11 protein-coding genes are annotated in these 18,257 nt (G+C 42.0%); 4 read left to right on the top strand and 7 right to left on the bottom strand.

Annotation, left to right across the window (positions count from 1 at the left end):
- Window positions 1-86: 86 nt before the first annotated feature.
- The 4 genes from B0O44_RS15700 (at window position 87) to B0O44_RS15685 (ending at window position 8,094) form a co-directional block, all read left to right on the top strand.
- Window positions 87-3,182 carry a SusC/RagA family TonB-linked outer membrane protein gene (locus tag B0O44_RS15700; RefSeq protein WP_170123350.1) on the top strand — a complete coding sequence of 1,032 codons (3,096 nt, stop codon included), beginning with the start codon at window positions 87-89 and terminating at the stop codon, window positions 3,180-3,182.
- Window positions 3,183-3,199: 17 nt separating this feature from the next.
- Entirely contained in the window at window positions 3,200-4,831 is a 1,632-nt protein-coding gene (locus B0O44_RS15695; RefSeq protein ID WP_110832577.1) for a RagB/SusD family nutrient uptake outer membrane protein, read from the top strand.
- A gap of 73 nt (window positions 4,832-4,904) precedes the next feature.
- Window positions 4,905-7,097 (top strand): GH92 family glycosyl hydrolase, encoded by a 2,193-nt coding sequence (locus B0O44_RS15690; RefSeq protein ID WP_110832576.1) that lies wholly within the window; start codon window positions 4,905-4,907, stop codon window positions 7,095-7,097.
- A 28-nt stretch (window positions 7,098-7,125) separates the two neighbouring features.
- The gene (locus B0O44_RS15685; RefSeq protein WP_211321391.1) at window positions 7,126-8,094 is read left to right on the top strand and encodes an endo-beta-N-acetylglucosaminidase H; all 969 of its coding nucleotides are present in this window, start codon (window positions 7,126-7,128) and stop codon (window positions 8,092-8,094) included.
- 74 nt (window positions 8,095-8,168) lie between these two features.
- Here the strand turns inward: B0O44_RS15685 and B0O44_RS15680 are convergent, their stop codons facing one another.
- The 7 genes from B0O44_RS15680 to B0O44_RS15650 form a co-directional block, all read right to left on the bottom strand.
- A complete protein-coding gene (locus B0O44_RS15680; protein ID WP_110832575.1) occupies window positions 8,169-11,219 on the bottom strand; it encodes an efflux RND transporter permease subunit in 3,051 nt (1,016 codons plus the stop codon).
- A 16-nt stretch (window positions 11,220-11,235) separates the two neighbouring features.
- Window positions 11,236-12,270: an efflux RND transporter periplasmic adaptor subunit gene (locus B0O44_RS15675; RefSeq protein WP_110832574.1), complete on the bottom strand. Its 1,035-nt coding sequence runs from the start codon at window positions 12,268-12,270 to the stop codon at window positions 11,236-11,238.
- Between the two features lie 15 nt (window positions 12,271-12,285).
- Window positions 12,286-13,629 carry a TolC family protein gene (locus B0O44_RS15670; protein ID WP_110832573.1) on the bottom strand — a complete coding sequence of 448 codons (1,344 nt, stop codon included), beginning with the start codon at window positions 13,627-13,629 and terminating at the stop codon, window positions 12,286-12,288.
- A 129-nt stretch (window positions 13,630-13,758) separates the two neighbouring features.
- Window positions 13,759-14,373, bottom strand: a complete 615-nt coding sequence (locus tag B0O44_RS15665) for a TetR/AcrR family transcriptional regulator (RefSeq protein ID WP_110832571.1) — start codon at window positions 14,371-14,373, stop codon at window positions 13,759-13,761.
- Window positions 14,374-14,453: 80 nt separating this feature from the next.
- The gene (locus tag B0O44_RS15660; protein ID WP_170123349.1) at window positions 14,454-15,764 is read right to left on the bottom strand and encodes a sensor histidine kinase; all 1,311 of its coding nucleotides are present in this window, start codon (window positions 15,762-15,764) and stop codon (window positions 14,454-14,456) included.
- Window positions 15,765-15,922: 158 nt separating this feature from the next.
- Complete coding sequence (locus B0O44_RS15655; RefSeq protein WP_110832566.1) at window positions 15,923-16,975, bottom strand: phytase; 1,053 nt, start codon at window positions 16,973-16,975, stop codon at window positions 15,923-15,925.
- Window positions 16,976-16,999: 24 nt separating this feature from the next.
- Entirely contained in the window at window positions 17,000-18,253 is a 1,254-nt protein-coding gene (locus tag B0O44_RS15650; protein ID WP_110832564.1) for a right-handed parallel beta-helix repeat-containing protein, read from the bottom strand.
- Between the last annotated feature and the right edge of the window lie 4 nt (window positions 18,254-18,257).

Here is an 18,257-nt window from a genome sequence, read left to right as displayed (position 1 = left end):
TAAAGTGGGTCTATGACTTTATCACCCGTGCTGCGTCCCGGACAGCCGCCCGGGCTTATCAACAAAACAAATATAAACTTACGAGTATGAAAAAAACATTACAATGTACTTTTTTGCTGCTCTGTGCGACCGCAAGTACTTTTGCCGGTACTGCCACGGAAGCATCAGCAAAGGCCTTCATGCACCGCTCTGCAAAAATTGCTGCCAATTCCACTTTGGAGTTTAAACAAGATGCAGTTCAGGGAACAGTAAAAGACAATACCGGAACAACCCTTATAGGGGTTACCGTTGTTGTGAAAGGCACAAAAAATGGTACCCAGACCGACACCAACGGAAAGTTTTCCCTGATGGCCAAACCAGGCGATGTTCTGGTCTTTAGTTATCTTGGATACACCAGCCAGGAAGTCGTTGTAGGCACTACTAAAACGATTAATGTAACTTTAAACGTCAATGACAATGTACTCAATGAGGTGGTGGTTACTGCCCTGGGTATCAAAAAAGCCAGCAAATCTTTGACCTATAATGTACAGACACTAGGTTCCAGCACGGTTAATGATGTTAAAGACCCTAGTTTTGTCAACAGTTTAACCGGTAAAGTAGCCGGCTTGACTTTAACACATTCCTCTGCACCCGGCGGATCGACCAAAGCAGTTTTAAGAGGAAACAAATCTATTACGGGAAACAACAATGCCCTGTATGTTGTGGATGGTGTACCTTTGCCGAGCCTTTCCAGTTCGGCTTTATCTGATGGGTTCCAGCTTTCGGACAATGGAGACGGTATCTCCAATCTTAATCCCGATGACATTGATGAAATCAGTGTCCTGAGTGGTGCTTCGGCTGCAGCTTTATACGGTGGGCAGGCATCTAACGGGGTTATCCTGATTACCACAAAAAAAGGTAAAGCAGGTAAAACGACGGTAAATTACAATTCAAGTGTGACTTTTGACAAGCCGTTTATATTGCCTAAAGTCCAAAACACTTATGGTGCTTCCGCTCCGGCAGCTTTTGACGGATGGGGCTCAAAAGTAAGTACCCCGGGCAGCTATGACCCTAAAACATTTTTTAATACGGGTAAAACCTATACCAACTCGCTTTCTATTTCCAGTGGAACAGAAAAAAACCAGACTTATTTTTCTGCTGCGGCAACCAATGCGACGGGAATAATACCCAATAACAAATTAGACCGGTATAACTTCACTTTCAGAAATACAACTTCATTTTTTAATGACAAACTTACCCTGGATGCGAATATTGATTATACCTACCAAAATATGCTAAACATGCCCGGACAAGGTACATATTACAACCCTCTGGTTGGTGTATACCTCTTCCCTGGTGCTTCAGCAGATTTTAACCAATATAAAAATTTCGAAACTTTTGACGCGGTCAGAAACATTAATGTCCAGAACTGGCCATATGCCAACAATGACTTATCCCTTCAAAATCCATACTGGGTGGCCAACAGGAATCTTTTTGCAAATGAGCGAAACAGAGTAATGGGCTCCATGACTGCAAAATATAAATTCACCAGCTATTTGAATTTACAAGGCCGGATTAAGATGGACAAAACAAATGATTTTGGAACCAATAAAATCTATGCCAGTACAATTGGTACTTTAGCGGGCGCAAGTCCAAATGGTTTTTACAGGGAAATTAACGATTTAAACAGTCAGACCTATGCCGATTTATTGTTAAACTTTAATAAAACATTTGATCAGTTCAGTTTAACAGCCACTTTAGGTACCAGCATTCTGAACAGCAAACAAAGAACTACAAATATTGGCGGCCCTATAGATATCTATAAAACTCCAAATTTTTTCAGTCTTTATGCCCTCGATCAAACCAAACTGCAGATCAACAACCCGCCTTTTGGATTTGACCCACGCCCAGAATACCGCGAGCAAAATAAAGCTGCTTTTATGACCGCAACTTTAGGTTACCATAATTACCTGTTTTTGGATATGACTGCCCGTAATGACTGGAACTCTTCTTTGCCAAAATCATTTTTTTACCCTTCGGTTGGTTTAAGTGCTGTTGTTAGTGACATGGTTAAATTACCGGAAGCCATTTCCTTTGCCAAATTAAGATTATCCTATGCCCAGGTAGGTAATGCCATTCCTCCTCAATATGCTTATGCCGCAGCACCTGCAACCTACCCGATTTCTGGCGGCGCCATAAGCCTAAGCAGCGGAAAACAATTGGAAGGGCAATTAAAACCCGAGAAAACGAACTCTTTTGAGGTTGGGGCCGACTTGAAATTTTTCAGTAATAAACTGAACGTAACGGCCACATACTATACCACAAATACAACCAATCAGTTTTTCCGTTTACCAGCCCCTCCTTCAACGGGTTACACCTATGTTGATTTCAACGCCGGAAAAGTTAGAAACCAGGGTATGGAAACCTCTGTAAGTTCCAATGTGAATTTTGGTGAACTGATCTGGACGCCAACCGTCAATTTCTCTTTTAACCGCAACAAAGTTATTGAGTTGCTGCACAAAATAGATCCAACGACCGGACAGCTGGTAAATTATACTTCTTTTAAATTGGGAGGCAATACTTTTATTGAAGAAGGTGGTGCTTATGGAGACATCAAATTGAACGACTACAACCGTGATGCAAACGGCAATATTGTCCTGGACCAGGCTGGCCTTCCTACTTTTTCGAATAACCTGATTACGGTAGGTAATGTTAACCCTAAATATCAGTTAAGTTTCAATAACGGTTTTAATTATAAAAACTTTAAGTTGAGCTTTTTAGTGGATGGCCGTTTTGGCGGTCAGGTTGTTTCCAATACAGAAATGAAACTGGATCAATATGGTATATCACAGAGAACTGCTGATGCCCGTACCAATGGTACCTTAAAATATAATGGTAATGACATTACGCAGGCTTATTACAACCGCATTTCCAGCCAGTTGTCCCCTACCTATATTTATAGTGCAACCAATGTACGTCTGCGTGAGTTATCGCTGGGTTATACCTTCCCCGCTAAAGTGTTTAACAACAAAATCCAGGCCCTTCAATTGTCAGTTATCGGCAGAAACTTATGGATGATTTACAATAAAGCACCATTTGATCCTGAGGTCATTACTTTGACAGGAAATGCCTTCCAGGGTTTCGAAAACTTCTCTTCACCTAGTCTTCGCAGCTTTGGTTTCAGCTTAAAAGTTACTTTATAATACCTAAAGACAAACAGATGAAACACTTAAATATATTCAGTAAGCCAACCGCAATTTTTGCGTTGATGCTTGTAGTGCTATTTAGCGCTTGTAGAAAAAACTATGATTTGTACAATACAAATCCAAACGCATTAAGTCCTGACGACCTGAAAAAGGACAATCTGGGGGCCGGTACATTTATTCCGACCATGCAGGTCAATGTATTTTATAACTTTAAAAAAGACGACTGGAAGTATCAGGTCCAACAAAACCTAAATGCAGATGCATTTTCAGGATATTTTGCACCTGTTGGATTCGGGGACCAGAGTAATGCCAATTACAATTTAAATGTAGGCTGGAATACCTGGCCATTTAAAGTGGCTTATGAAGGAATTATGGGAAACTGGAAAGCTTTAAAAAGCTTTGCCTCAGGCGCCCAGGTTATCGCCGTATCGGATATTATAAAAGTAGAAGGCATGCACCGGGTGACCGATATTTATGGCCCTATTCCTTACAGTAAATTTGGTGTTAATGCTTTGGTTACTCCTTATGACAGCCAGGAAACCGTTTACAATACCTTTTTTCAGGAACTGGACAATGCGATTAAAGTCCTGAGCGATTATGTGGTTAAAAACCCTTCAGACAATACTTTGGCTAAATTTGATTTGGTATACAATGGCGATTACAAACAATGGATTAAGTTTGCAAATTCATTAAAACTACGCCTGGCCATCCGTATTGCTTACATTAATCCGGGCTTGGCCCAAACCAAAGCAGAAGAGGCAGTAAAAAATCCATATGGTCTTTTAACCACCCAGGCAGATAATGCCCTGGTAGTCGGTGGAAAAGGTGTGGTGACCAATAATGGTTTAAGGGTTGCAGATATTGATTACAACAATTCCCGTATGAACGCCTCTATCGAATCCATCCTTAAAGGCTTTAATGACCCCCGCTTACCAAAATATTTTCAGATCAATCCGAGTGCGGGCTTTAAATACGATGGAGTTGTAGGTGATTTCAAAGGCCTCAGGACCGGTATTGTGATGAACAATAAAACCTATGAAACCAGGACTTATTCTGTTAATCTAAATGAAAACACCCCTGTACAGTACATGTGTGCAGCGGAGGTTGCCTTTTTACGGGCAGAAGGTGCGTTAAGGAACTGGAACATGGGTGGTTCTGCTCAATCTTTTTACGAACAGGGAATCAGATTGTCCTTTGGACAATACGGACTAAACGGTGTGGATGCCTATATTGCCGACAACAGCAGTACACAGGCCAGCTATACCGATCCAACAGGTGTTACAGCAAATAACGTTGCCGCGGGTTCTCCATTATTAAGTACAACGACCATAAAATGGGACGAAGCGGCTTCCAAGCAGGTTAAATTAGAAAAAATCATCACACAAAAATGGATTGCCATTTACCCTGATGGACAAGAAGCCTGGTCTGAATTCAGACGTACAGGTTTTCCTAAAATATTCCCGGTGGTCAACAATGCCAGTGGTGGGCTGATCAGTACTCAAACGCAGATCAGAAGATTACCTTTTTCTGATGATGAATACAAAAGCAATACTGCCGAAGTTCAAAAAGCAATTGCTTTACTCGGTGGTGGCGCAGATAACGGAGGCACCAGACTTTGGTGGGACGTACCAAATAAAAATCTATAAACAGATACAAAAAGCGGTCCTAAACAGACCGCTTTTTGTGTTAGAAGCCCTATAAAAACCTAAACCGGCCTTCATGAAAAAAATCTATAAACATCTTTTATTCTTTGCTGCCCTCTTGCCTGCTTTGGCTTTGCATGCGCAAACTAAACTGACCCAATACGTAGACCCTTTTATTGGAACTGGTGGTCATGGCCATACCTTTCCAGGGGCAACGGTGCCTTTTGGGATGGTACAGCTTAGCCCCGACAACCCCAAAAAAGGAACCTCAGCATGGGACTGGACCAGTGGTTATCATTACAGCGACCACAATATTACGGGTTTTAGCCATATGCATTTAAGCGGCACAGGTATTGGTGACTGGTATGATATTTCTGTAATGCCCCAAACCAGGCTGACCAGGGACACCAGTGATTACGGGCTGGTGAGCTTTGACCATAAAAATGAAAAGGCCAGTCCAGGCTATTACCAGGTTAAACTGGACAATGGTATCCAGGTAAGTCTGACGGCCTCAGAACGTTGTGGCTTGCACCATTATAGTTTCCCGGCAAAAACAAATCCTGTAATTAAAATCGATCTGGGCTACCACATCAATTGGGACAAACCAACTGAAGCTTTTGTCAGGCAGCTCAATGACAGTACCCTGATTGGTTACCGCTATTCAACAGGCTGGGCAAAAACACAAAGGGTTTATTTTGCACTGAGAACTTCTGTTGCTTTTAAAAAGCTGGTTTTACAGGCCGATGGACTACCTGCTGCAATAGAAGTTAAAGGCAGTTCGGTTTTAGCCCAGCTCGTTTTTGCAACGCAAAAAGACATCCGGATGAAAGTTGCCTTATCAACTGTAAATACAGACAAGGCCCTTTTGGCTTTGGCAGAAATTAAAGGGTGGAATTTTGAAAAAGCAAAACAACAGGCAGAAGCCAAATGGGAAAAGGAACTCTCTAAAGTACAGATCCTCAGCAATGACCTTAAACTAAAACGTGTTTTCTACACCGCCTTGTACCATACCTGTATTGCTCCTACCCTTTATTCAGATGCAGACGGGACCTATCAGAACGCTAAAGGGGAAATTCACCAAATGCCAGCCGGACAACAACGCTATACCGTCTATTCCTTATGGGATACTTTTCGTGCCCTGAACCCTTTATTTACCATTACCCAAAAAGAACGTTATGCCGGAATGTTGAATACCATGCTGGCTTTTTATAAAGAAAATGGCTTGTTGCCTGTATGGGACCTGAGTTCGGACGAGACCAATACCATGACCGGTTACCACGCAGTACCCGTACTGGCAGATGCAATTTTAAAAGACATCAGAGGAATTGACCCGCAACTGGCTTATCAGGCCATGAAAAAAAGTGCCATGCAAAACATCAGGGGCAGTAATTTCTACAGAACCTATGGTTATCTGCCCCAGGATAAGTATGGCAGCAGTGTAACGATCACATTAGAATATGCCTATGACGACTGGTGTATTGCCCAGGTCGCCAAAAAACTGGGTTTCCCAAAAGACTATGAACTGTTTATGAAACGTTCTGCCTACTGGAAACCACTTTTTGATACCAAAACTGGCTTTGCCAGGGCTAAAAATTCTGATGGTTCCTGGGTGATTCCTTTTGATCCCTATTATTCAGAACATGATCCGGATAAAGCCATGTTTACTGAAGGAAATGCCTGGCAGCATACTTTTTTTGTTCCTCAGGATGTCAAAGGCCTTGCCGTGATGTATGGCAGTACTGAAAATTTTGTAAAAAAACTAGACTCCTTGTTTAGTGTCAGTTCAAAAATGACTGGGTCAAATCAGTCGCCTGATGTCAGTGGAATGATTGGGCAATATGCACATGGAAATGAGCCCAGCCATCACATTGCCTATATGTACAATGAAGCTGGCCAGCCCTGGAAAACGCAACAAAGGGTTAGAATGATCGTAGATTCCATGTATCATGATGCGCCTGATGGTTACGCTGGCAATGAAGATTGTGGACAGATGAGCGCCTGGGCGGTGTGGAGCATGGCAGGCCTGTATCCCATGAACCCGGCAAGTGGCGTTTATGAGTTTGGCAGTCCTTCTGCAGATGAAGTCCGCATTAGGATACCTTCAGGAAAGTTTGTCATCAGGGCATTAAACAATAGTAAAAAAAACATCTATATCCAGCAGGTAAAGTTAAATGGAAAAGCTTATAAAGCCCATTCTATCACCCACCAGGAACTGATGAAGGGAGGTTTGCTCGAATTTACCATGGGACCACAGCCAAAACTGAAATAACCAAATCCTTATACCTAAAATGAACAACATGAAAAACACAAAATCATCCCTTAAAATGGTTGCTGTTTCAACCACAGCGATCGTTTTAATGTTGCTTTCTTCCTGTAAAAAAGAAAGCAGTCAAAACGCCACAGCAATTGCGCCGGGCAGTGCTGCCACAGGCCAAGCGGTCCCCAATGCCCTGCTCATTGCAAAAACAGGCCCTAAAGGAGTTTGCTATGTAGAGGTCAACAGCAATGACCTGCGCAATGTCGGCAAGTATACCCTAAGCACAGGTGGACAACAACTATTTGATATTGCAATTATCTTTGCAGCCAATATCAATTACAACACCAGTACCAAAAAAGCCGTTTTGTTTTTTAATCCACAGGTGACCAATGTTTTAAACAATAAAGCAACCTATATTCAATCGCTGCAAAGCAAGGGGATTAAGGTTTTATTGTCTATTCTGGGAAATCACCAGGGTGCAGGAATTTCTAACTTCCCGAATCAGGCTGCTGCGCAGGCATTTGCCCAGCAATTAAGCGATGCAGTGACCACTTATGGTCTGGACGGAATTGATTTTGATGACGAATATGCAGATTACGGCACCAATGGTACCGGACAACCAAATTCAAGTTCATTTGTCTATCTGGTCACTGCATTAAGACAACTCATGCCGGGCAAGATTATTTCTTTTTATTATTATGGTCCTGCGGCTTCACGACTTTCCTATAATGGGGTAACAGTTGGTTCTAAAGTAGATTACAGTTGGAATGCCAATTACGGTACTTATTCGGTACCCAATGTACCCGGACTGGCCAAAAGTAATTTAGGACCGGCTGCCATTGACATTGCGAGCACCAGTTCATCTACAGCAAATTCACTGGCTACCCAGACTGTCAGCAATAATTATGGCATTTATTTGTATTACAACCTCACCAATAACGACAGCCACACCTATCTTTCCGGAATATCACAGGCCCTGCATGGCAGTGCCACTACTTATACACCCTAGATCTATCCCTGTTGAAAACAAAAAACCGCTTTCTGCAACCCAGAAAGCGGTTTTCTTCTTTTAAAGCCGGCTGTTTATTCCTGCACAACAGCGGGCGGCAGTAATTTATACATGACCGGAGTAACCAGTCTGGACAATAAGGTGGAACTGATTAGTCCTCCAATAAGTACCAGGGCCAAAGGGGAATACAGTTCACTATATTCTATAACCAATGGCAACAAGCCGCCAATAGCAGTTAATGAAGTGAGCAGAATGGGTACAAAACGTACCTCTCCCGCCTCGACAATAGCTTCTTCTATGCTCCTGCCCTGGGCACGCAGCTGGTTGGTAAAATCGACCACCAGCAGGGAATTTTTCACTTCTATGCCCACCAGTGCAATAAAACCAATGGTAGCAGTGAAGGATAGGGTCTCCCCGGCAAAGTAGAGCATAATCAATCCGCCCACAATCCCCAAAGGAATAACAGACAAAACAATGAGAATGCTTTTAAATGTTTTGAACTCCAGGATCAGTACACCCAGAAAACCAAATACCGTAACAATAAGGATCACGCCCAGATTTCCAAAACTTTCTTCTTTGCTTTCCTTTTCTCCTGCCACCTTAAAACTGAAACCTTTAGGGAATTTAAATGCTTCCAGCTGCGCTGTGATCTGTTTGTCCAGCTGCTGTACATTATACCCGGGCTTTACAAAGGCAGAAATGGTTACATAACGGTCCTTATCATAATGCCTGATCTGATTGGGTGAACTTTCAAAACCAACTGAGGCTACATTTTTGAAAGGGATGTTCGTCCCTGAAGCCGAAGGAACATATAAACGGTCAAACATCCCTACGTCCTGTATTTCTGCATTTCTGGGGATAGACACATTCACATTATAATTATCGGCTTTACCGGCATCTTCCCGGTAAGTGGCCACATTCAGTCCTGCAGCACCCAACCTGACTGTCCGGTCTATATCTGCTGAGGCAACGCCAAGCACTCCGGCTTTTTCTTTATTGATGCTCACCTTAAGATCCGTTGGTTTCACCAGCAAAGGATTATTTACATAGATGGTACCATCTACTTTGCTGATCAGTGCAGCAATTTCAAATGCGGTTTTGCGAAGGGCGGTCAGGTCATCGGAATAAATCCGGTAGGCCAATGGTGCCTCCTGTGGGGGGCCCTGTTCAAAATCTTTCACTTTTATTTTTGCTCCCGGATAATTTTCCAGTTTCTTTCTCAGCTTTTCAATTACAGCTACTTTTTCCCTGGTATGCAAACCCTCTACTTGCACAAAGATCTCTGCATAATTTTCGCTTTCATTATGCTGGCCTACATTGTAATAGATCCGGGGATTTCCCTTTCCAACGTTTGAGGCAAAAGAGCTGATTTCCGGGATTTGCTTTAAAACAGATTCTGCATATCTGGTGACCTTATCGGTGGCTTTCAGATTGGTGCCCTCCGGGGTTTCAATCTGGACCATAAACATCGGTTTTTCTGACTTTGGAAATAAACTGCTGCCAATAATGGGCACAAGAGCCAGGGAGCCTATAAAAATAGCCCCGATAATCAGTAAGGTAGGTAAAGGTTTATTCAGTGCAATGGAAAGCACTCTTCCATAAGTCGTGTGTATTCCTTTTTTCATGGCCCTGAGTAAAAAATTTCCTTCTTCACTTGCATGAGGCTTAAGGATAATACTGGCTAGAAAAGGGACTACCGTTAAAGATACGATCATGGAGGCCAAAATGGTCGTAATCACCGACAATGGCAGGCTCCTGATAAAATCCCCTGCACCTTCGGGAAGAAATACTATTGGCAGGAAGGCAAAAATAAGCAATACCGTACATCCGACTACAGCAATACCGATTTGTGAAGTCGCTTTAACGGAGGCTTCCACCTTACCATATCCCATCCGAAGGTAACGCTCTATATTCTCTACGACCACAATGCTGTCGTCCACCAGGATACCCAGTGCAACAATCATCCCTACAATACTTAACTGGTTAATGTTATAGCCCAGAAGGTTCATCAGGGTCAGTCCTATGGCCAGTGAAAGTGGAATAGAGATCATCACCACTACAGAGGCCCTGGTTCCAAGGGGCAGCAGGGTGAGCAGCACCAACAGAATCGCAATGGTAAAATCCCTTGTAAAATGGGAAAGCCGCACATCCACACTTTTTGCCTGGTCAAATACCTTAATCAGATCAATGTTATGGGGCAAAGTCTTTTTAAAGCTCGCCATTACAGGTTCTACTTTATCCTGCACACTTATAATGTTTTCCTTATCCTTCAGACTGGCATTTACAAAAGCACATCTGTAGCCATTGAGTCTGGTCAGGTGTGTTTCATCCTGATAACCCAGGCTAACATCCGCTACATCTTTCAGGTAAACAATTTTGCCGTTTGCAGTATAAACTACCGTATTTTTAATTTCATCCAGATTGCTGTAATTACCACTGGTTTTAATGTTCAGTTTACGGTCTGCAATGCTTACGCTTCCTCCCGGGATATTTACATTTTCACTTTGCAGGGCCGCAATTATAGTATTTTGAGTTAGTTTTTCCTGGGCTATTTTTTGCAGGTTCAGTTTTACGTTTACCTGATGTTCGGGAACACCGGCATAAGCGACTTTTTTTAAAGCCTGTATTTTTTCCAGGCGCTCTTTAAGGTCCTTGGCATATTTTTTTAAACTGGCATTAGAAGCATTTTCACTAACCAGGGCATACTGATAAATACTCACATCAGATGGCGTTTGTTTTTCTATACGGATTGCAGAAATATCCGCCGGAAGATCTCCCCTGAGACTATTGATCTCCCGGACAACTTCCTGGTATTTATCATCAGGATTGGTTCCGTATTTATAGATGACCTGCATCACAGCAAGCCCGTTGCTGATGTCGGTGGTCACATGTTTGATGTCGTCGAGCTCGTGGATCTTTTTTTCCATAGGATCAACCACCAGTTGTTCAATATCTTTTGGATTGGTACCCGGATAAACGACAATTACTGAAAACTGTGGGGCATGGACCTCAGGGTCCTCACTCCTTGGCATGGTCAGTAAAGAATAGATCCCAAGAGCCAGTACCGCAATGAAAACAATAAGGGTAAACTGATAATTTTTGACAGAAAATTCTGGTAATTTCATTTTTGAAATCTTTAGGTTATTGAACAATTTTTAGGGCTGATCCTTCAGTCAGGTAAGCTGAGCCTTCCCGGATCACCTGGTCGTTTGGAAGCAGTCCCCCGGATATAAAAGCTTTATCTCCTTTCAAATAAGCTATTTTAACTGCTTTTTTAAAGGCTTTATTGCTTACAGCCGTATAGACGAACGCACTATCGTTTTTTCCTTCCACAAGCGCATCCACAGGGAGGGACAATAGGTCCGTTTTTCCTGAAGGATAGATTTTTACTTTGGCAAACAGGCCTGAAAGTAATTTAGCTGAAGATGGCTCGAGCCTGATCTCTACCTGGTATAAACCTGAACTGCCGTCACTACCTTGTGCAATAGATTTCACTTTGCCGGAAAAGTTCTGATCAAAGGCATCAAAACTCACTTCTGCACGTTCATTCCCCTGGAGCCTGGCCCGGTCTTTATCTGTAATACCGCATTTGATGACCCAATCTTTACTGGCTATGCTGCTGACATACACAACAGGTGCCCCACCTGCAACCTGTTCACCTTCATTTGCCAGTTTTTTAAGGACCACCCCATCGGTATTGGAAATAATGTTCGATTGGCTGCTGTTGAAACGGGCAATATCCAATTGCTTTTTTGCAATGTTCAATGCAGTTTGTGTATTTTCCAATTGTTCCCTTGTACTTACACTGTCCCTAAAGAGGTTCGCTGTCCGCTTTGCATCTCTATTTGCTTTTGCATAATTTTCTTCTGCCTGATTAAGCTGGGCATCCACTTCTGTTCTGTTCAACAAAGCCAACAATTGTCCTTTTTTAATATGGTCCCCTTCCTTGACAAGAATTTTCTGAATAATCCCCCCGACCTTAAAGGAAAGATTGCTTTGCTGCTCGGAAGAAAGTAAACCAGAACTCTCCAGCGCTTCACTTTCATGAAGGGCTGCCGCCGATATGACCCTTACTGAAATGGCCTGGTTTGTTTTTTCAACCGGTTTAGCCGGGCGGCAGGCGGCAAATAGCACTCCGCTAATTAATATCAGGAGGATGTAGTTATTCTTTTTCATGATTATCATTAATATTTAAAGTTTGTAACTTGCGTTTGCCCTTTCCAGCTCCGTTTCACGGGTCTGTACATTGAAGTAGGCAATACTTTCTTTAAGCTGGTCATTGATCAGCCGGGTCTGGGCATCCAGTAATTCAAGATAAAGGGCCTGCCCCTCTTTATACAACCTTTGCTCATCTTTAAAATATTGTCCGGACAGCAGACTTTGACTTTTTGCCGCTTTATAGCTTTGCAATGCGGCCCTGAGTTTGTTTCTGGCAGTTTCAACTTCTAACTCCAGTTGTTGTTCTGCCATGTCTTTTTCAGCCCGTGAAGATCTGAGTTCCAGTTCAGCTTGTTTGATTTTGTTTTTATTTCTGTTGCCTGAAAAGATTGGCCAGGAAAGGTTGATTCCAAACAGATAATATGGAACATCTCGGTTTACTTTCAGAAAATCACCCTGAGCACCCAGGTCCAGGAAAGTGGAAAGCTTTGGGCGTATAAAAGATTTGTTTAGCCGCAAGGATAAATCATTAATTTGACTGACGGATTCCAGTGCCACCAATTCTTCCCTTTTCCCCGTAGCGGAATCTTGTCCCGCCGCCTTTCCTGCAGCTTCTACTTCAATTGCCACATTTAATGGCCGGTTCAGTAAAAAATTGAAATAGGCGGCAGCATTTAAAGACTGTGCTTTGGCATCCTCGAGTTGAGCCTGTAAGCCGGTCAGTTCGTTCTCTGCTCTGCTAATTACAGTACGGATGGCTTTTCCGTTTTTAACCAGGGTTTGATTGATCCTCAGGTTCTCCGCGGCAAGAGACAATCCGTTTTCCAGCACCTTTAAGGCCTCCAGGCTTTGCAGATAACCATAATAGGCCAGTTTAACATTTTTTATAAGTTCTCTTTTATATACAGCAAGCTCTGCCTGGCGCAAACTGATCTGCTCTTTTCGAATGCGACTGTTGTAAATAATTTCTGCATTGTAAAGGGGCAAAGTGGTGTGCAGCTTCGCATCGTAATAGTTGTTTGGGTTAAAAGTCTGACTTACATTTTCAACCTGTGGAAATTTCCCTGTACCGGTTAACGCATTTAAAGAATTATAGACAGGATTAAGCAGATCACCTATAGGAATCTGGATTTTACGTCCCCCACCGGAAGTCAGGTAAGAAGTATTGAATTCTACCTCTGGCAGAAACAAACCCTTCGCCTCTTTTAGGGCAAACAAGCTCTTTTCTACTGCAAAATCCTGTTTTTGCAGGCCAATATTATTTTTCAGGGCCTGCTCAATATAGCCCTGAAGAACATGTTGTGCAAAACCCACGGCAGGAAAACAATAAAGGCAAATACACAGCAGTATAGCCTTAATATTGATTTGTTTTATCATGATTTTATCATTGTTTATAAAATGAACACTGTTTATTTAGAGTTGTATTTTTTTCAGTTGTTACGGTAAAATTCAAAAAAAATAATCGATGGTTATTTAGTGAACACTGTTCATTTGATTACAAATTTTTTAGATTCTTAAATTTGCAATCAAATATTCCAGACTTTGGGACAATAAGATTTTACTTTGCTCATCGTCAATATCCAGGGACTTAAACCGCTCACGGATATGTAAAGAAGCCAAACCATGAACAAATGACCATACAGACATGGAGATCACTTTTGGATCTCCCGGTTTAATCAGTTGCTGATCCAGACATTCTGTTATGGTATTGACCAGATATTGAAAAGCATTGTCGCCGGCATCCCATTTGGAATGGCATTCGATTTCAGCCAGTGGAGCACGCATAATAAACATCAGGTCATAATAATCCGGGTTTTCCATTCCAAACTTAAGGTAGGTTTTTCCCATTTCCAACAGGCGGTCAAGCGGGTTAATGATGTCATTAAGGGTTGTAAATTCTTTACCCAACAACTCAAAACCATGCTCGTGTATGACGTAAAAAATCTCGTCTTTTTCTTTAAAGTACAGATAGATCGTGGCGGGGCTGTACTCAATATCATCGGCAATATTACGAATAGAGGTTTTATCATAGCCCTGTTCCAGAAAAAGACGCGTAGCTGATTCAATGATCAGTTTTCTTCTGTCAAGTTTATCCCTTTCTTTTCTGTCTTTAATTGCCATAACTATAATAACACTGCAAATATACTGAACACTGTTCATAAAATGCAAATAAAATATCCAACTGGTGTAAATTGGCCTTATTATCTATTAAAACAGATGGTAAATTCAGTACCTTTTCCAGGTTCACTGCTCACTGAAATCTGCCCTCCCATTGCCTCTATCTGGGTTTTGGTGATGAACAGCCCCAGGCCTTTGGCCTGGGCATGTGGATGAAAAGTCTGGCGAAGACCAAACACCTTATCTTTATGCAGGTTGAGGTCTATTCCTATCCCGTTATCCTTTACCCTAAGTATCACATGCTGTTCATTCCTACTGGATTCTAATTCAATAACTGGTCTTCTGTCTTCGGCTCTATATTTCAAAGCATTGGAAATCAGGTTAAGCATAATGCTCTCGAGGTACATTTTAGGATACAGGAATTCCGGCGCTTTAGAAAAATCTCCCTGGATAATGGCATTGGTTTCCATAATCTGTCCAATCAGAATGTCTTTGGCATTTCCCAATACCTGCTCGAAACTTAAAAGTTCAAGGGTTTTTCCGGAGTCTTCCTGGATTTTAAGGCTTTCTATCAGCTGGTCCAGGGTCACATTAAGGTGAGAAATCACTTTTTTAAAGTTTGCCCAGATGACTTCTTTTTCTTCCTTATCCTCTGTGCTTTGGTAAAACTGAAGTAAAATGTTCAGGTTGCCTACCGGTGAACGGAGGTTATGGGAAATCACATGGGCAAAATTCAGTAATTGTTTATTCTGATTGGTTAACTGGTCTGTCAGGATTTCCAGTCTTTTTTTACCTTGATTTAAACGGTCCTCAGAAGATTTTCTTTCGGTAATGTCGTAAACAAAGGACATCAGGTGGTCTTCCCCATCGAGTTTTACAGTTTCAAGGGAAACCAGACAATATTTAAAATTATTATCCCGGCCTTTGATGGTCAGTTCTTTGTTTCTGATGGCCCCATGAAGGTTGACCTGATTGGCAATGTCTTTCAAGTCTTTTTCCTCTATAATTTCCAGTTCAGAAGAGCGCCTGTCAATAATGTCTTCCGGAAAATAACCCAGAATATCCAGAAGGGCCTGGTTTACATCAACATAAACCCCGGTATCGCTTTTACTAATAGCGATACCGACCGGATTGGAATTAAAAATTTTTGTAAAGTTTTCACTTCCCTGTTTTAGATTTTCAATCCTTTGTTGTTTCAGATCATGCAGTTCCTGTTGCATATGTTTCAGAACCTGCTCTGTCTGGAGTCTTTCTGCATCTTCCAGCCATTTTCTTTTTCTCAGAATGGTGGTTAACAAAATTCCGGCAAAAAAGAAAAAAAGACTGCTCAGAAATACGGCATAGCCATTGCCCAGCAAAGTGCCTAAGAATCCAGCCAATACTAAATTAATCATTCTGTTATTTGTAGGGAACGCAATTAAATATCTGATCATCAACGACCATATAAATCAAAACTAAGCATTTAGATCCTTCTTTGAAAACAATTTCTCTGATATTCCCCACAAAAAAGCCTGCCTTCTATGGAAGGCAGGCTTTTTTGTGGGGAGAAAACTTATTTTCCTTTTATGCCTAAATCTTTACCGGCAATATCTTCCCAGCGGTAATAATGAAAAGTTTTATCGTCACTCATCACCACAAACAAACCATGTTTAAAGGTTTCGTTCAGTGGTACTGCCACCACATCAGAACCATCGCTGTGGGAAGCATTTACATTTACCGTTTTAAGAAGGCTATGCTCAAATGGTTTTCCGGGACTTCCTTCCCTTCTGAAAATCTGAAAGCGGTTGGCCCCCTGATCGGAAACCAGAATATACCCGGTTGTATCTGTCAATTTGTAAATGGAAATCCCTTCATGGTCTTCTGCAAAACCGCTGGTCCCGAACATGGAAAGTTCATCATTTCCTTTTTCAGGATCCGCATAGTACTGGCGTACACCGGTCTGCTCATCGGAATAATAAATATAGCCCAACTCATTATCCACCGCAATGGCTTCAATTTCTTTTTTACCACTGTATTTACCAAATTTTCGGACCAGACTAGCCTTAACATGACCTGTACCGTCATCTTCAAGCAGGTATTGCCATAAATATCCTCCTGTAGTCGGACCTGTTTTGCGTCCGGCAATCGCATACATTTTACCGTTTTTTGCGGTGTAAATGGCAATCCCCATTAAATCCCTGAAACCTTTTCCTTCTTCTCCTTCAAAAGCTGGGATACCGCCATTGTCTACAGGTTTCATATCAGGAAGTGAAAAAATACGCAGTTTATGGGTAATGCGTTCAGTGGTAATGGCTATATCCACAGGTTTTCCCCCCAATTGTAAGCCATAAGCAATGTCAACATTATTCGGCCGTTTCAAATCTTTGACAACCTGCACAATTTTTCCCTGAAGATCATAAACATAAAGTGCCCCTTGCTCCGATTTGTCGGTACCAACCACCAGGCTTTTTGAAGGATCGGCCGGATTTACCCATATGGCAGGGTCATCTGAATCGAACTGAACAGGCTCAGTGATGATTACGGGTTTAATGCTGGTATTATTTTGTGCGCAGGCCATATTTAAATGGAAAAGTAAAATGGCCCCGGTTATGATTAATTTATTCATTGATTTTAGTTGATGTAGATATGATTATTTTGTTCCGAAAGCGCCAATATAGGTGGAAGGTTCAGGAGATTTGTAAACCGTTCCGTTCATTTCCATACCAGCAGCGTGGTTGCGGGTAAAATTCGTTTTCCCTTTCGCCAAAGCAGGTGAGCCCGCATTTAGATGAAAATCCCAGGCCGTATTAAAATTTGGACTGCTTACCGGGTTATCCAAAGGGAAATTTGCAAACTTAGGGTCATTATCCCCGGCTTTCTTTCCAATTACATCATTTGTTCCTCCAATGATATCTGCCGAGGGCTGAAACTGGTTAACTGTAGTCTGGTCGTAACCATAATAATAGTTGTTGCTAAACAGGGACCTGGAATCTTCTGGTTTCTTGGTATCTCTTTTCACTCCAAAACGGGTATTTACAAACATGTTATTATAAACCTCCACTCTGACAGTTGCTTCTACCCAAATAGAACCACCTTTTGCTGTTGGTCTTCTCCAGCCGGTATTAACCATGGTATTGTTATAGGCAATAACATAAGCTTGTGGTGTACGGTCTCCAGCATTGGATAATTTTAAAGCATTGGTATTTGCACTGTATATTAAATTATAGGCTACATCGGCTACACATCCCGACTTAAGGTTAATGGCTTCTCCTCCAGTTAAACCTGTTGTGTAAAAAGTATTGTTTGCAAAAAGGACCCGCCCTCCGTCAATATAAGTACAATCCTCCTGCATATTTCTAAAAATGCTATTGGTGACAACCAGCTTGCCTTTTACATTGGAAAACCATAAAGCTGGTAGATTTTCGCCGGCAATGGCTTTATATAAACCCTGTTTCACCGAGGTCGATGCATCGGAAGTTGTTGAGCCACCATATTCTATAATAGCATGATCTAAAAGCAGTTCTGAACAACTTGGTGCCGCTAAAATTCCGCCCCATAATTTACCAAATTTCTTTGCATCTGTTCTAAAGGCAGGGTCCACGGTAAACCTCACCGGAAGTTCGGCAGTACCCTGTACATACAAATTACCTTTTATAATAATCTCTGGTTTGGCAACCGTATCCATCAGCACAGTTACGCCTTCTTCAATAATCAGAGATTTTCCTTCCGGAACAATAATGTCCCCTTTAATTACCTGAGTACTTCCTTTTTGCCATACCCCGGAGATTTCCCCGGTTACTGTACCATTCCCTGTATCTGGGTCTACATCACTATTTGCTTTTTTACAGCCAGTGGCGCCCATGATCACAAGAGCGGCACCTATTATTATCTGTTTAAATTTCATCTGT

It is taken from the genome of Pedobacter nutrimenti (assembly GCF_003208655.1).
Classification (GTDB): Bacteria; Bacteroidota; Bacteroidia; order Sphingobacteriales; family Sphingobacteriaceae; genus Pedobacter; species Pedobacter nutrimenti.
This window is presented reverse-complemented; position numbering and strand designations above follow the sequence as displayed.

Excerpts from the sequence above, each read along its gene's own strand:
- B0O44_RS15700 (WP_170123350.1), top strand. The coding sequence starts at position 87 with ATGAAAAAAACATTACAATGTACTTTTTTGCTGCTCTGTGCGACCGCA.
- B0O44_RS15695 (WP_110832577.1), top strand. The coding sequence starts at position 3,200 with ATGAAACACTTAAATATATTCAGTAAGCCAACCGCAATTTTTGCGTTG.
- B0O44_RS15690 (WP_110832576.1), top strand. The coding sequence starts at position 4,905 with ATGAAAAAAATCTATAAACATCTTTTATTCTTTGCTGCCCTCTTGCCT.
- B0O44_RS15685 (WP_211321391.1), top strand. The coding sequence starts at position 7,126 with ATGAAAAACACAAAATCATCCCTTAAAATGGTTGCTGTTTCAACCACA.
- B0O44_RS15680 (WP_110832575.1), bottom strand. The coding sequence starts at position 11,219 with ATGAAATTACCAGAATTTTCTGTCAAAAATTATCAGTTTACCCTTATT.
- B0O44_RS15675 (WP_110832574.1), bottom strand. The coding sequence starts at position 12,270 with ATGAAAAAGAATAACTACATCCTCCTGATATTAATTAGCGGAGTGCTA.
- B0O44_RS15670 (WP_110832573.1), bottom strand. The coding sequence starts at position 13,629 with ATGATAAAACAAATCAATATTAAGGCTATACTGCTGTGTATTTGCCTT.
- B0O44_RS15665 (WP_110832571.1), bottom strand. The coding sequence starts at position 14,373 with ATGGCAATTAAAGACAGAAAAGAAAGGGATAAACTTGACAGAAGAAAA.
- B0O44_RS15660 (WP_170123349.1), bottom strand. The coding sequence starts at position 15,764 with ATGATTAATTTAGTATTGGCTGGATTCTTAGGCACTTTGCTGGGCAAT.
- B0O44_RS15655 (WP_110832566.1), bottom strand. The coding sequence starts at position 16,975 with ATGAATAAATTAATCATAACCGGGGCCATTTTACTTTTCCATTTAAAT.
- B0O44_RS15650 (WP_110832564.1), bottom strand. The coding sequence starts at position 18,253 with ATGAAATTTAAACAGATAATAATAGGTGCCGCTCTTGTGATCATGGGC.